Origin of the sequence: Streptomyces sp. 8N114 (assembly GCF_052245835.1) — a bacterium.
Taxonomy (GTDB): domain Bacteria; phylum Actinomycetota; class Actinomycetes; order Streptomycetales; family Streptomycetaceae; genus Streptomyces.
Map to the genome: position 1 here is coordinate 465,727 of NZ_JBQQBT010000002.1, position 14,601 is coordinate 480,327.

The following is a 14,601-nucleotide window of genomic DNA, read 5'->3' on the forward strand; positions in this document are numbered from 1 at the left end:
CTGCGCATGCGATACGCCCCGCCCGGCCTCGTGGTGAACGACTTCGCCCTCCTGCGCGACGAGGACGGCACGTATGCGGTGCTGCACCTGCAGGGGCCCTGGACGCCGGAGTTCGACCATCTGCGGATGGAGACCTCCTACGGCCGGGCCACCTCCACGGACCTGGTGCACTGGCGGCCTGCGGGCACCGCTTTCGGCACCGGCCTGCCCGGCCGCTTCGACGAGCAGGCTGTCTGGACGATGCACCCGATTCGGCACGGCGATGGAATGGCGATGTTCTATACCGGCGTCCGCGGCCTCACCGACGGCGGCTGGCCTCTCCAGTCGGTCGGCCTGGCGTACTCCGACCGCACCGACGGCACCGGCTGGCGCCGCCACGGCACCGCCCCGGTCGTCGAAGCGGACCCGCGCTGGTACCGCACCGGCCCGCGCATGGGGTGGCGTGACCCCTTCGTCGTCCGCGACGACGAGGGCGACGGCTGGGTGATGGCCGTCTGCGCCGCCGACGCCTCCCTCCCCGTCGAGGTCAGCGGCTGCGTCGCCTGGGCCACCTCCGACGACCTGGAGCACTGGACCGTCCACCCGCCGCTCATCTCGCCCGGCGACGTCGACGAACTGGAGTGCCCGGTCCTGGAACGCCTCGACGACGGCAGTTGGCTGCTCCTCGGCTCCATCGGCGCCACGCGTAACTTCGAGGCGTGGACAGCGCCCCGCCTGCGCGGTCCTTGGACCCGGCGCGGGCCTCTCGGGCCGATCGGCTCGTACGCTCCCCGGGTCATCGGGGCACCGGACGGCTCCCGCGTCGTCGTGCACACCACTCCCCGACGCGTCGGTCTCACCGACACCGGCGCACACTGCCGTGGCATGATCGCCCAGCCCAAACTCCTCGTCACACCTCCGGACGCGCCGCCCCGGCTGGAATGGTGGCCCGTCCTGAACGCCTGGCTCGGCGAGGAGACCGACAAGCCGGCGCTGCACGCGGTCGGCGACGTCGAGATATCCGGACCCGTCGAGATCACCCTGCGCACCGCCGCCCCCGGCAGCGACCGACCCGCCCTCACCGTGGACTGCGACGGCAAGAACCTCCGGGTCACCGGACCCGACGGCACCCCGCTCGAGGAAACGGTCCTGACCGCACCCGCCGCCACCTTGCGCATCCTCACCATCGGCGAGTACGTCGAGGTCTACGCCGACGACGTCTTCGCCCTCACCACCCTGTCCTACTCCGGCCATCCCGCCCGGTGGACCGCGGTCACGGAAGGCCGCGCACGCACCGTCCCCGTCCGGCCCGTCCGCCTGCCCGACCCGCACCGCGACGACGCCTCGGCGGTCTGGCCCGGCCCTGACACGCCGGTCCCTTCTCCCAAGACCGGGCACGATCCCGCAAGAGCTCGGCCGTGACCGTTGCCCGTCCTCGCCGGACCGAACGTAGGGCCCCTCCGCCTCGGCGGTGGGGCCCTACGTCATTCCTGGTCACAGCTGGGGATTGTCCCTGAGGGAAGGCCCCGGTGGTGCAGGCCGACGGCAGGCCCGCGGGGTGCGAAGGGATTTGAGGGTTCGGCTGCCTCATCAGGCCCTGGAACAGCAGGGCTTCGGCCACAAGTCCCCAAAAGGAGTTCAATGAAAAGATGGAAGGTGCCAGGGGCACGGCCCCCCGGGGCGTGTGCCCCGTCCGGCACCGGAAGAAGGAGACGAGACGTGAAGTTCGTGCTCGAGGTCGACACCAGCGACATGCGCGGCGAGGGCGAGGCCGCGGCCGAGCTGGGCCGGGTGCTGCGGTACTGGGGCGGCAACCTGCGCCACTACGCGCTGGAGCCGGGCGACGGTTCGGTCGTCTACGACTCGCAGTACCGCGAGGTCGGCAACTGGCGTATCACCGCGTCGTCGTGACGCGGCACGGACCGGGAAGCGGAGAGGAGAACTGATGGCGACCGTGGGCGTGGACCCCCACCGGATCGGTCAGGAACTCGACGGTGCTGTCGTCACCGTCGACCCGGACCTGCCCTCGGCGGTGCGCGAGGGCGTCGAGGAGATCACCGGCCGGCCGGTGGGCACCGGCGCCGGGCCGCGGGTGCATGTGGGCCCCACCATGCCGGAACTCGCCGTCGACGAACGGATGTTGTGGATGCACAGCACCAACGCCGGGGTCGACGCGCTGCTCAAGGCGCATGTGCCGTGGCCGCGCGGGACGCTGCTGACCCGTACGGTCGGCCGGATGGGCGAGCGGATCGGCCAGTATGTGCTGGCCTGGGCACTGGCCGAGCTCCAGAACATCCCCGGCTTCCTGCACCAGCAGGCGTCCCGCACCTGGAACCGGCTGCCCAGCGAGCTGGCCGACGGCACCCTCGCCGTCGTCTTCGGCACCGGCAGCATCGGTGCGGGGATCGGCGCCGCGCTCCAGCGCTGCGGCGTCCGTACGGTCGGTGTGGCCCGTACCCCGCGCCCGGCTCCCGGCTTCGACGAGGTCGTCGCGCTCGGCAACCCGGACGGTGCGGGCGGCCCGTCCGGCGAACTCGCCTCAGCTCTGGCCGCAGCGCACTGGGTCGTCGACGCGCTGCCGCTCACCCCTGAGACGGCCGGGCTGTTCGGCCCCGGGCTGTTCGGGGCGATGTCCGGCACGACCTTCTTCAACGTCGGCCGCGGCGCGACCGTCCGCACCGACGCGCTCGCCCAGGCGCTGGAGCGGGGTCAGGTGGCGCGGGCGGTTCTGGACGTTCTGCCGGAGGAGCCCGCACCGCCGAGCTCCCCGGCCTGGGACCTCCCCCGCACCACCCTCACCTCCCACTCGGCCGGACCGACGACTGCCACCGACATCACCGCCGATTTCGGCACCGCCTGGCAGTCCCTCCGCGCGGGCGAACTCCCCGCACTCACCGTCCGGTCGGCAATGGGGTACTGAGGCCGGCTCGATTGGTGACCTTGCTCGGTGTTGCACCAACACCGTGTCGCACCAACACCGTGTCGCACCAACACTGTGTCGCACCAACACTGTGTCGCACCAACGACACAGGCAGGGGACCCACGAAAGGCATGGAGACACCATGACTTTCGTGGGTGCCCGGCGCTCCGTGCCGGTTCCTACTCTTCCGCGCATGATCCGTAACCGCCGTACCGGCATGCCCCGCCTGACAGCCGCGTTCCTGGCCGTCTCCCTGCTCACCCCGGCAGCCGCCGCCTGCGCTGTCGACGGTGACTCGTCGACGACCGGCTCCGGCTCCGCCTCTGCCTCTGCCTCTGCCTCCCACGCTTCCTCCCAGAAGCGGGACACCCGGCTGGCCATCCCCCGGCCCAGTGGCCGCCATGCGATAGGGCGGGACACCTTGCGTCTGGTGGACGAGGAGCGCCGCGACCCATGGGTGCCGTCCGCGGGCGCCCGCCGGCTGATGGTCTCCGTCTTCTACCCCGCCCGGCGCGGCGGCGGCAGCGGCGGCCACGACCGTGCCGCGTACATGTCGACCAAGGAAGCGGAGCTGCTCCTGAAGGGACAGAAGCTGGACAAGCACTACAAGGCCGACCAGCTCACATCGGTCCGTACGAACGCCCGCACCGGGGCCCGGCCGGCCCAGGGCAAGCACCCGCTCGTCGTACTGTCGCCGGGCTTCAGCCTGAATCGCGCCACCCTCACCACGCTCGCGGAGGAACTGACGTCGCACGGCTACGTCGTCGCGCTGCTGGACCACGCCTACGAGTCCTTCGGTACCACCTTCACCGACGGCGGCAGGTCACAGACCCTCACCTGCGTCGCCTGCGAGACGGTGGAGAAGGCACCGAATGAGAAGGAGTCGAAGAAGCTGATGGCCAAGGCCGCGCGGAACCGGGCGGCTGACATCTCTTTCGTCGTCGACCAGTTGACCGGCCGCCGGGGGGCGGGGCCGGATCCGGAGCACGGACCGAAGCGGGACCACGACTACGCGGCGCTCATCGACACCCGCCGCATCGGTGCGGCGGGTCACTCGCTGGGCGGCAACGCGGCAGCGGTGGCCGCCGGCACGGACCGCCGGGTCCGTGCCGCCGCCAACCTGGACGGCACGTTCTTCGCGCCCGTACCTCGCGCGGGTACCAGCCGTCCCGTTCTCATGCTCGGAACCCGGAAAGGGCACAATCCGCGCGCGGAAGACAGGACGTGGCCGCGTGATTGGCAGCGCCTCCATGGCTGGAAGCGCTGGCTCACGGTGGCCGATTCCGGCCACCTCACCTTCATCGACCTGCCAATTCTCGCCGGTCAGCTCGGGGTGACCGACCCGTCGGCGCCGCTGTCCGGCAAACGCTCGGGTGAGATCACCACCCAGTACGTGGCCGCCTTCTTCGACCGTCACTTGCGCGGCCTCGCTCGCCCCGTGCTGAACGGCCCTTCGCCGAAGAACCCGGAAGTCACCTTCCACACGCCGTAGTCAGGAAGCGGCTCCTTGTGCGGTCAGGGAACGGGCGCGCCCGAACGGGCGCCGGTAGGCGTACCGGGGTGCGCGGAGGGGAACTCGGGCACAGCCCGCCCTTCCGGTACCGAGAGAGGGGACGTCGTGCACTGCTTCGACTGCTCCAAGGAGGGCGCCGAGACCCCCGCCGTCGCGGTCTGCGTCAACTGCGGCGCCGGTGTGTGCCCGCGCCATCTGCTCAGCGAACCCGAGCCGGTACGACGCTCGACGAGCACCGGGCAGGTCTGGTCCTCGCGTGAGGCGCGGCGGATGATCTGCGTCGTCTGTCACCAGTCGCTCCAGGAGGGCAGGGCCTCCTGAGTGCCGGGGTGCCCCGGTCCGGCTCCCGCGGGCTGCAGGTGCTCCGTCCAGCTCTAGGACAGCGCCCGGCGCACCGCCGTGGCACCCGCGGCTGCCGCTGCCGCCGTGCCCAGGGCTGCGAGCAGGCCGTGGTGGTGCGAGGCCCACAGCTGGTAGCTGCGCGTGGACGCTTCGTCGTCGAACTCGCCGTGTGCGCCGTAGTCGTGGCGTGCGTCCGCGGGCTTCCACAGGTTGTCCGGTTGCGCGGGTGAGCGCTCATGGTCGGTCTGCTGGCTCTTGAAGCCGCTCCTGGCCAGATAGCGGTCGAGGAGGCCGGGCACGAACTTGTCGCCGAGCAGGGTGGCGGCCGTCGAGCCGCCGACCCAGTGCTCCCTGCGCTCCGGGTGGTCGGCCGCGTACAGGATGCCGCGAGCGGCAACCTCGGGCTGGTAGACCGGCGCGACCGGGCGCGGGTTGCGCGGCAGCCGTGACTTGACCCAGGTGAACTGCGGGGTGTTCAGGCCGGGCAGCTGCACCATCGTGACCCGCACACCGCTCTTGTCGTGCAGCAGCTCGCAGCGCAGCGACTCGTGGAAGCCCTGGATGGCGTGCTTGGCCGCGCAGTACGCCGCCTGGAGCGGGATGCCCCGGTAGGCGAGCGCCGAGCCGACCTGCACGACGGTCCCCGCGTCGCGCGGCTTCATGTGGCGCAGCGCGGCCAGGGTCCCGTGGACATAGCCGAGATAGGTGACCTCGGTCGCCCTGCGGAACTCTTCGGCGCTCACCTCGGTGACCGGCGCGAAGACGCTGGAGAACGCGGTGTTCACCCATACCGAGACCGGGCCCAGCTCCCGCTCGATGCGGTCGGCGGCCGCGTCCACTGCCGTGTGGTCGCTGACGTCGACGTTCAGCGGCAGCGCCGTGCCGCCCGCGTCCCGTACGTCGTCCGCGGCGCGGGCCAGGCCCTCCTCGCCGCGTGCGATCAGTGCGACGACGGCACCCCGTGCCCCGAAGGCGCGCGCTGTCGCGCGGCCCACCCCGCCGCTGGCGCCGGTGATCACGACGACCTGACCTTCTGCTCCCGCGCGCCTGGACTGCTGCCGCCTCATCGCCACACCTCCGCGTTTGCTTTGCCGTCGATCACTTGTCCGGCGGGCCGCACTGGGGACGCGCCCCGAAGGGGCGCGGGGAACTGCGCGAGCAGCCACCACGGACCCGCAGCCTGCGGACGTCGGACAGGGGCACCCCCTTGCCAGGAAGGGGAGGCACAAGATCCGCGTCAGGGGCCCAGCAGGCAGAAGAGACCGCCGTCCGGATCGCGGACCGTGGCGACCCGGCCGTGCGAGGCGTGCTGGACGGGCGAGACCACCGTGCCGCCCGTCTTCTCGGCGGCGGCGAGTGCCGCGTCGATATCGGTCGCGCGGAAGTGCACGTCCCAGCGGGTGCGCACCTGGGGGTCGGGAGCGGCCTCGACGCCGCCGCCGCGCAGTCCGGCGACGGTCTCGCCGTCCACCAGGATGTGCACCTCGTCGTTCTGCTCCTCGTAGCTGACCCCATGGCTGGGGTTCTTCGTCCAGTCGAGCACTTCGCCGTAGAACAGCGCCGCCGCGAAGGCGTCGCCGGTGCGCAGCTCCAGCCAGGCCGGCGCGTGCCCCGCGCCGACCGCCCAGCCCCGTGGCAGTTCTCCCTGCCACATACCGAACGCCGCCCCGTAGGGGTCGGCGGCCATGGCGGCGCGGCCGTCACCCACGCGGAGTGGGCCCACGGCGACCGTGGCACCTCTTTCGCGGACGCGTTCACACGCGAGGTCGGCGCTCTCGACGGCGAAGAAAACGGTCCAGCGGACGGGCAGCTGCCAGGTGACCGCTGCTTCGTTGAAGCCCGCCACCGGTTCGCCTTCCCTGGTGGCCGTGCGGAATCCGGGGCCGAGAGAGCTGTCGGTGAAGGACCAGCCCAGTACGGCGCTGTAGAACTCCTCGGTGGCCCGCCGGTCGCGGACAGTGAGACTGACCCAGCATGGCACCCCGGGTACGGAATCCATCACGTCACCTCAAGCCTCCTGCGTGTTCCTTTCGCGCTTGTTCGCTCGGTTCTTTTCTCCGTCCCTGCGTGCCGGGGTGCCCACTGCCTGCGGAGACGAAACGAGAGGTGACGTGCGGGGAAAGTGCTCGGCTTCTACTGTTTTGCCCGTTTTGGCGAGGGGTACCGGGCGGGATGCGCCGATTCCGTGGCCCCCGCCACGGGCCTGTCGGCAGTGTCCCCGCAACCGTCGAGCGCCGCCGCGCGCCACCGAGGAGTCGCCATGATGGCCCACCCCGACACCCTGCGAGAGCTGCTCACCCGCTACGAGGCACTCCGTGCCCGGCCGGAGCGGCGGCAGGAGCTGGAGGACGTCTCGTACACGCTCTGCGTATCCACGGGCACGCGGGACATCCGTGACGCACTACGGGCGGCCAGGGCGCATATAGCGGGCGTCTACGCGGCCTGAGCGCCGGACCCACGAGCCCCGCGCGCCCCGTCCGTCCCCGGATCCCCGCCCCGGAGGCCCGTCGGCGGAGCGGTGCGCCGAAGCAGTCGGACCCGGGCCGCGTTTTCCCCAGGGCCCGCCGGGAACCCCGGGGCGCGAGCGATCACAGACGGGCCCGCACCGGCGGGCGTCGATGCGAGTGATGCGAGTGAGGTGAGCGCAGTGCCGGAGCCCGGCAGCAAGAGCTACGACAAGCACCGTGCGCGGCGTCGTAAGGACCTGGAGGAGAGCGGCGCGGCCGACGCGCAGGAGGCCGACGAAGAGGCCAAGCGCGAGATGGAACGCGACCCGAACTGGCGCCCCTCCGGGCCGCGGACGGAACGCGGCCGGGGCCCCAAGGGAGAGCGTCCCGGCTCCGAGAGCTGAGGGAGGGGCCACCGGAGGCGCCCGGCCGGACCCGGCCGGGCGCCTCCGCGCTCCGGTTGTGCTCTTCAACGCCGCCCGGGACGGCCGGCCGTCGCCGCAGATCGGACACCCTTCGGTGCATCCGCTGCTCGCCGGCCTGCGAGAGTGTCCCCATGGGCGAGAACAAGCAGCGCATGCTGGCGGGGGAGTGGTATCTCCCTGATGACGACGAACTGTTGGCGGACACCGTGCGCAGAGCCGAGCTGTGCGCGGCCTACAACGCGGCCGACCCCGCAGCTCCCGGCGAACGGCGCAAGATACTTGAGCAACTGATCGGCGACCTGGGGGAGCACGTCAACATCCGCCCGCCGTTCCGCTGCGACTACGGCACTTACATTTCGATCGGTGCCGGTACGTTCATCAACTTCGGCGCCGTCTTCCTGGACGCGGCGCCCATCACCATCGGCCGCGACGTACAGATCGGCCCCAACGTGCAGCTGCTGACCCCCACGCACGAGATGGATGCCGAACGGCGGCGCGCGGGCTGGGAGAAGGGCGTGCCCATCACCATCGGCGACAATGTATGGCTCGGCGGCGGCGTGATCGTCTGCCCGGGCGTCACCATCGGTCCCGACACGGTCGTCGGAGCCGGAACGGTCGTCACCAAGGACCTCCCGGCAGGCGTCCTTGCCGTGGGCAACCCGGCCCGCGTAGTGCGCGAGCTGTAAGCCCCTGCACCGGTTGCTCAAGCACAGCAGCGGAGACGCGCCCCGTCAGGGGCGCGGGGAACTGCTCCCCCAGCCTCCGGCCGGGAGGTGCCCCCATCAGCCACAGCTGACCCGCAGTCCGCCCGCGTCGGACAGGGGCACCTTCTCACCGGAACAACGGAGGGCTCCCGAAACAACGGAGGGACGGCGCAAAGTCTGCCGGACGCGCCTTACACCCGGCGCCAGGAGTCGTCCGGCAGGTGCGACCCCGCCTGCGGCCCCATCCGCAGCATGCCGCCGTCGACCGCCCAGGAGGCGCCGGTGACGTACGTGGAATCGTCGCCGGCCAGGAAGGCGATGACGGAGGCGACCTCGCGGGCGTCCCCGGGCCGCCGCAGCGGCACGCCGGGTCGGGGCGCGGTGCGTACGTCCTCGTCCTCCTGGCCCGTCATGGGGGTGGCGATCTCGCCGGGTGCCACGGCGTTGACGCGGATACCGTGCTCGGCCAGCTCCAGCGCCATGACCTGGGTGAGCAGCCCGAGGCCGCCTTTGGCCGCGCAGTAGGGCGCGGCGCCGACCCGTGGCTGGTGCTCGTGCACGCTGGTGATGTTGACGACGGTTCCGCCGTCACCCTGCTCGATCATCCGGCGCGCGGCGCGCTGGGAGCACAGGAACGGGCCCAGCAGATCGATGTCGAGCACGTCCCGGACGGTGGGAAAGTCCAGGTCGAGAAAGGGGGTGCGGGTACCGGTACCGGCGTTGTTGACGAGTACGTCGATACGCCCCAGCTCGTCGGCGAGCTGGTCCACCACATCGGCCGCCTCCGGCAGCCGGGTGAGATCCAGATGCCGGACCGCCGCCCGCCGCCCGGCCTCCCGTACCAGCGCGGCGGTCTCCTCGGCCCCGTCCCGGTCGGTGTGCCAGGTGATACCGATGTCCAGGCCGTTCTCGGCCAGCCGTACGGCCGCCGACCGTCCGATGCCCGAGTCCGAGCCGGTGATGACCGCGACCCGGCTCGCGCCGCTCCCAGTGGACACACGGACCTCCCTGTACCGCTGAGCGACTGCGTACCGCTGAGCGACTGCGTACCGCTGAGCGACTGCGTACCGCTGAGCGACTGCGTACCGCTGAGCGACTGCGCTGCGGGTGACCCCTGAGGCGGGTGCGTAAACAGGGAGCTGAGGGGTACGCCGGGCCATCGGGCAGGCTCGACCGGCAAGCGCGGCTCGCCCGAATGTGCGACCCGCACGAGCGGCGCGCATGCTGGAAGGGGTCCCGTGTTGTCACTGCTCTAGTGAGGAGAAGCACCATGCAACACGACGAGTTCATCGGCCAGATGCAGGCGCGGGCCCACCTCCCCAGCCGGGGCGCGGCCGAGCGCGGAACGCGCGCCACGCTGGAGACGCTGGCCGAACGCATCCCGGCCCCGCTGGCCGACCACCTGGCCGCGCAGCTGCCGACCGAGCTGGGCGAACATCTGCGCCGCGTCGAGTACGCGCCGGACGTTCCGCGGACCGGGGTCCGGATGACCCGCAAGGAATTCTTCGACCGCGTGGCGCAGCGTGCCGGAGCCGATCCCCCGAAGGCCGTCCACGAGGCCCGGACCGTGGTCGAGCTCCTGGAGGAGGCGACTCAGGGCGCGCTGACCGAGCACATCAGGGAGTCCCTGGACGACGAGCTCGCCTCGATCCTCTTCTCCGGCAGCACCGGCACGGCCGGCACTGCCGGCGCGCAATGAGCTGCTCCAGGCGGCGTGAGGGAGTTCCCCTGCCCGGCCGCCACGGCCTGCGGGTGGGTTGTGGCTGGTCGCGCAGTTCCCCGCGCCCCTGACGGGGCGCGTCCCCTTCGGCGAGCGGCGCCGCACGATCTGGTGACTGCCCAACGCCTCGCGACGGAGTTGCAGGGCCCGGAGATCTTTCCGTCACAACCGTTGACAGGCTCCGGCCCCCTCCTTACTGTTCCGCGCCGAATCGCTTCGACGTAGGCAGTCGAAACGATTCGACAATCCCGCGGAAACGGTGAGGAGGAGGGGGCGTTGGTCAAGATCACGGACGTGGCCCGGCGTGCCGGTGTCTCGCCCAGCACCGTCTCCTACGTACTGAGCGGCAAGCGCTCGATCTCGGCCGCGACCCAGCGCCGCGTCGAGGCGAGCATCCGCGAACTCGGCTATCGCCCGCATGCCGGGGCCCGGGCGCTGGCGAGCAGCCGCTCCAACGTGCTGGCCCTGGTGATGCCGTTGCGCAGCGGCGTCCATGTGCCGGTACAGATGCAGTTCGCCGGGGCTGTGGTGACGACCGCACGCAGCCACGACCACGACGTCCTGCTGCTCACCCAGGAGGAGGGCGAGGACGGGCTGCGGCGGGTGACGGACAGCGCCCTCGTGGACGCGCTGATCGTGATGGACGTCCAGCTGCGCGACGCACGTACCCCGCTGCTCCGCTCGCTCCCGCTCCCCTCGGTCCTCATCGGCTTCCCCGCCGAGGCCGACGGGCTGACCTGTATCGACCTGGACTTCACCGCGACCGGTGAGAGTTGTGTCGGCCACCTCGCCCAGCTCGGGCACCGGTGTGTGGCACTGCTGGGCTCCCCGCCCGAGGTGTACGTGCGCGGCACCGGCTTCGCGCAGCGCACGGCGGCGGGCTTCACGGCGGCGGCGCACCGCTTCGGCATCACCTCGACCGTGCTCCCGTGCGAGCCCACCAGGCCCGCCGTACGGGAGACCGTCGAGCGGCTGCTGCGCGACCACCCCGGACTGACCGGGGTCGTCGTGCACAACGAGCCCGTGCTGCCCCTGCTGCTGGAGGCGTTCCAGCAGGCGGGGATGCGCATTCCGCAGGACCTCTCGGTGGTCGCCGTGTGCCCGGACGAGCTGGCGGAGAACGCAGCGGTGCCGGTCACCTCCGTCGCCATCCCCGCCGACGAGGTGGGGGAGCGGGCCGTGGAACTGCTGATGGCCAAGTTGGACGGCCGGTCCGTACCGGACGCCACGCTGCTGTCCCCTCGGCTGACCCGGCGTGCCAGCACCGCACCGCGCGGGGCCGCCTCATGACCCTCGCCCGTACAGCGCCATCCTGACCCTCGCCCTCCGGCCACTTAGTCAACCGTCTGTCGGCTCCTCCCTGCCGTACCCGCCCCCTCCCGCCGTTCCCCCACCTAACTGACGCACCATCAGTTACGCCCACTCACTCGTTCACTTCCCCGCCATTCGTCGAAACGCTTCGACTTGTCCCACCCGAAGGAGAGCCCCGTGCAGGAACAGGGCACCCCCAGACGCCACCTCATCGCCCTCGGTCTCACCGCCCCGCTGGCGGCGGCCGGTACGGGTCTGGTGGCAGCCGCGCCCGCCACCGCGCGGACCCGCCGGGTCACCCGCGTCGGCGCCCGTACCGGCCACCCTTTCCAGGACCCCCAACTGCCCTTCGAGGACCGGGTGGAGGACCTGCTGGGCAGGCTGACCCGGGACGAGAAGATCTCCCTGCTCCACCAGCAACAGCCCGCCGTCCCCCGGCTCGGCGTCCGCTCCTTCCGCACCGGCACCGAGGCCCTGCACGGGCTTGCCTGGCTCGGCAAGGCCACCGTCTTCCCGCAGGCGCTCGGCCTGGCCAGCACCTGGAACCCCGCGCTGATCAAGCGCGTGGGGGCGGCCGTCGGCGACGAGGCGCGCGGCTTCCAGCAGGAGCGGCCCGAAGGCTGGGGCCTCAACCTGTGGGCGCCGGTGGTGAATCTGCTGCGTGACCCGCGCTGGGGGCGCAACGAGGAGGGCTACTCCGAGGACCCGTATCTGACCGGTGCCATCTCCGTCGCCTACGGCACCGGCCTCCAGGGCGAGCATCCGCGCTATCTGAAGACGGCTCCCACCATCAAGCACTACCTCGCCAACAACACCGAGCGGAACCGCACCACCTCCGACTCGGTGCTGCCCCCGCGGGTCCGTCACGAGTACTACGAGGCCGCGTTCAGGCCCGCGTTGACCGCCGACGCCGTCACCGGCGTCATGACCTCCTACAACCTCGTCAACGGGCGCCCGGCCACCGTCAACCCGGACCTCGACGCCGTCGTACGGAAGTGGGCGGACAAGGACCTGCTCAACGTCACAGACGCGGACGCGCCCAACAACCTCACCGGAGGGCAGGACTACTACCCCACCCTCGCTGAGGCGGACGCCGCGGCGCTCAAGGCGGGCATCGACAGCTTCACCTCCGACAGCAAGGAGCCCGGCAAGACCGTCAAGGCCCTCACCACAGCACTGGAAAAGGGGCTGATCAGCGAGTCCGACATCGACACCGCCGTACGGCACATCCTCGGCATCCGCTGCCGGCTCGGCGAGTTCGACCCCGACGGCGGGCCGTACGGAAAGATTTCCAAGTCCGTCGTCGACAGCCCCGAGCACCGCGCCCTCGCCCGCGAGACGGCGCGGGAGGCGGTCGTGCTGCTGAAGAACGCCCCGCTGGAGGGCGACCGCCCGCTGCTTCCGCTGGACGGCAAGAGACTGAAGAAGGTCGCGGTCGTCGGCCCGCTCGCCGACACGCTCTACGTCGACTGGTATTCGGGCTCCCTGCCGTACGAAGTCACCCCACGCGAGGGCATCAAGGAGCGGCTCGGCTCGGCCGGAAAGGTCACCGGGGGAGAGGGTGTCGACCGGATCGCGGTGAAGAACGCCGCAACGGGCGCGTATCTCACCGCCGGCAGCGGCGCGGACGGCGCCGTCCTCACCGAGAGCGGCACCGGTGCGGGCGCCACCGCGCAGTTCGACGTCTTCGACTGGGGCCAGGACATCGTCACTCTGCGCAGCGCCGCCAACGCCAAGTACGTCGGCTACGACGGCAAGGTCTTCCGCAACGACCAGGACCAGCCCGGCGGCTGGTACGTCCAGCAGCAGTTCGCGCTGGAGAAGCGAGGTGAGGGCACATGGCTTGTGCGCTACGCCGGATACGACACCCTCACGGACTGGTTCGGCCCCAAGAAGTACCTCAAGGCGGGCGACGACGGGACCGTCACACTGGTCGCCGAGGCAGACGCCACCCGGTACGAGGTGGAGACCGTACGCGACGGCGTGGCCGAGGCGGTCGAGGCCGCACGCGATGCGGACGTGGCCGTCGTCGTGGTCGGCACCATGCCCGCCATCAACGGCCGCGAGGACCACGACCGTACGGACATGGCGCTCGCCGAGGGGCAGGCCGCGCTGGTCAAGGCCGTCCACCGGGCCAACCCGCGTACGGTCGTCGTGCTGGAGACCAGCTACCCCGAGACGATCACCTGGGAGCAGGCGCACATACCGGCCCTCGTCTGGACCACCCACGCGGGCCAGGAGACCGGGAACGCCCTCGCCGACGTGCTGTTCGGCGACCACAACCCGGCCGGACGGCTCACCCAGACCTGGTACCGCTCCGAGGACGACCTGCCGGACCTCCTCGAATACGACGTCATCAAGGCCGACCGCACCTACCTCTACTTCCGCGGCGATGTGCTCTACCCCTTCGGGCACGGGCTCTCCTACACCACGTTCCGGTACGGCGAACCGCAGCTCTCCTCCCGCACGCTGGGGCCTGACGGCACCGTGACCGTCTCGGTGCGCGTCACCAACACCGGCCGCCGTGACGGCGACGAGGTCGTCCAGCTCTACGTCCGCCGACGCGGCTCCCGCGACAAGCAGCCGTTGCAGCAGCTGCGCGGCTTCGAACGTGTCCGGGTGAAGGCCGGCCGCTCCACCACCGTGCGGTTCAAGCTGCGCGCCGCCGACCTCGCCCACTGGGACGTCACCCGTGGTCGCGAGGTCGTGGAGAGCGGGGAGATCGAGCTGCGGGTGGGCGCTTCCTGCGGCGATATCCGGGGGCGTACGACATTGCGGGTGCGCGGTGAGGAGATCCCGCCGCGGGATCTGTCGCGGACCACTCGGGCCGCTGATTTCGACGACTACCGGGGTGTACGGCTCGTCGACGAGAGCAAGGTGCGGGGCGATGCGGTCGGGGCCGCTGAGGACGGCGCATGGGTGCTGTTCCGCGATGTCGACCTGGGGTCCGGTGCGCGGAAGTTCACCGCGCGGGTCGCCAGGGAGGGGCGGGGCGGCGGGAGCCTCACCGTGCGGCTCGGCTCGCCACGCGGGCGTGTGGTCGGTACGGCTTCGGTGCCGAGTACCGGTGATCGGTACGCGTACGAGAGCGTCACCGCGCGGTTGCGGGGTGCGCACGGTCGGCACGACGTGTACCTGGTCTTCTCGGATGCGATGCGGTTGAGCACCTTTTCGCTGCGTTGAGAGCTCGGGTGGAGCTGTTGTTTGGCGGCCGCAGGTGCGTTGTGGCTGGTCGCGCAG

At 71.3% G+C, this 14,601-nt stretch carries 14 protein-coding genes; 11 read left to right on the plus strand and 3 right to left on the minus strand.

The window, feature by feature from the left end; genetic code table 11:
• The first annotated feature begins 6 nt into the window (after positions 1 to 6).
• The 5 genes from ACTWQF_RS07545 to ACTWQF_RS07565 all read left to right on the plus strand — a co-directional run bounded on the left by ACTWQF_RS07545 (position 7) and on the right by ACTWQF_RS07565 (position 4,733).
• Positions 7 to 1,401, plus strand: a complete 1,395-nt coding sequence (locus ACTWQF_RS07545; protein WP_443278306.1) for a mucin-1 — start codon at positions 7 to 9, stop codon at positions 1,399 to 1,401.
• 297 nt (positions 1,402 to 1,698) lie between these two features.
• Entirely contained in the window at positions 1,699 to 1,890 is a 192-nt protein-coding gene (locus tag ACTWQF_RS07550) for a hypothetical protein (RefSeq protein WP_443278308.1), read from the plus strand.
• Positions 1,891 to 1,924: 34 nt separating this feature from the next.
• The gene (locus ACTWQF_RS07555; protein ID WP_443278310.1) at positions 1,925 to 2,899 is read left to right on the plus strand and encodes an NAD(P)-dependent oxidoreductase; all 975 of its coding nucleotides are present in this window, start codon (positions 1,925 to 1,927) and stop codon (positions 2,897 to 2,899) included.
• Positions 2,900 to 3,092: 193 nt separating this feature from the next.
• On the plus strand, positions 3,093 to 4,391 hold the full coding sequence (locus ACTWQF_RS07560) for an alpha/beta hydrolase family protein (RefSeq protein ID WP_443278311.1): 1,299 nt from the start codon (positions 3,093 to 3,095) through the stop codon (positions 4,389 to 4,391).
• Positions 4,392 to 4,517: 126 nt separating this feature from the next.
• The gene (locus ACTWQF_RS07565; protein ID WP_443278313.1) at positions 4,518 to 4,733 is read left to right on the plus strand and encodes a DUF2180 family protein; all 216 of its coding nucleotides are present in this window, start codon (positions 4,518 to 4,520) and stop codon (positions 4,731 to 4,733) included.
• Between the two features lie 53 nt (positions 4,734 to 4,786).
• Here the strand turns inward: ACTWQF_RS07565 and ACTWQF_RS07570 are convergent, their stop codons facing one another.
• A complete protein-coding gene (locus ACTWQF_RS07570) occupies positions 4,787 to 5,821 on the minus strand; it encodes an SDR family oxidoreductase (protein WP_443278315.1) in 1,035 nt (344 codons plus the stop codon).
• 170 nt (positions 5,822 to 5,991) lie between these two features.
• Entirely contained in the window at positions 5,992 to 6,753 is a 762-nt protein-coding gene (locus ACTWQF_RS07575; RefSeq protein WP_443278317.1) for a VOC family protein, read from the minus strand.
• A 261-nt stretch (positions 6,754 to 7,014) separates the two neighbouring features.
• On the opposite strand from ACTWQF_RS07575, the gene ACTWQF_RS07580 reads away from it, so the two are divergent.
• The 3 genes from ACTWQF_RS07580 (at position 7,015) to ACTWQF_RS07590 (ending at position 8,312) form a co-directional block, all read left to right on the plus strand.
• On the plus strand, positions 7,015 to 7,200 hold the full coding sequence (locus tag ACTWQF_RS07580; protein ID WP_443278318.1) for a DUF5133 domain-containing protein: 186 nt from the start codon (positions 7,015 to 7,017) through the stop codon (positions 7,198 to 7,200).
• 192 nt (positions 7,201 to 7,392) lie between these two features.
• Positions 7,393 to 7,605 (plus strand): hypothetical protein, encoded by a 213-nt coding sequence (locus tag ACTWQF_RS07585; RefSeq protein WP_443278321.1) that lies wholly within the window; start codon positions 7,393 to 7,395, stop codon positions 7,603 to 7,605.
• A 152-nt stretch (positions 7,606 to 7,757) separates the two neighbouring features.
• A complete protein-coding gene (locus tag ACTWQF_RS07590) occupies positions 7,758 to 8,312 on the plus strand; it encodes a sugar O-acetyltransferase (protein WP_443278323.1) in 555 nt (184 codons plus the stop codon).
• A gap of 209 nt (positions 8,313 to 8,521) precedes the next feature.
• Here the strand turns inward: ACTWQF_RS07590 and ACTWQF_RS07595 are convergent, their stop codons facing one another.
• A complete protein-coding gene (locus tag ACTWQF_RS07595) occupies positions 8,522 to 9,328 on the minus strand; it encodes an SDR family oxidoreductase (RefSeq protein WP_443278325.1) in 807 nt (268 codons plus the stop codon).
• A 272-nt stretch (positions 9,329 to 9,600) separates the two neighbouring features.
• Between ACTWQF_RS07595 and ACTWQF_RS07600 the strand changes: the two genes are divergently transcribed.
• From ACTWQF_RS07600 to ACTWQF_RS07610, 3 genes are all read left to right on the plus strand, one after another.
• Entirely contained in the window at positions 9,601 to 10,029 is a 429-nt protein-coding gene (locus ACTWQF_RS07600; protein ID WP_443278327.1) for a DUF2267 domain-containing protein, read from the plus strand.
• Between the two features lie 297 nt (positions 10,030 to 10,326).
• Positions 10,327 to 11,340, plus strand: a complete 1,014-nt coding sequence (locus tag ACTWQF_RS07605; RefSeq protein WP_443278329.1) for a LacI family DNA-binding transcriptional regulator — start codon at positions 10,327 to 10,329, stop codon at positions 11,338 to 11,340.
• Positions 11,341 to 11,538: 198 nt separating this feature from the next.
• Entirely contained in the window at positions 11,539 to 14,544 is a 3,006-nt protein-coding gene (locus tag ACTWQF_RS07610) for a glycoside hydrolase family 3 C-terminal domain-containing protein (protein WP_443278331.1), read from the plus strand.
• Positions 14,545 to 14,601 lie beyond the last annotated feature (57 nt).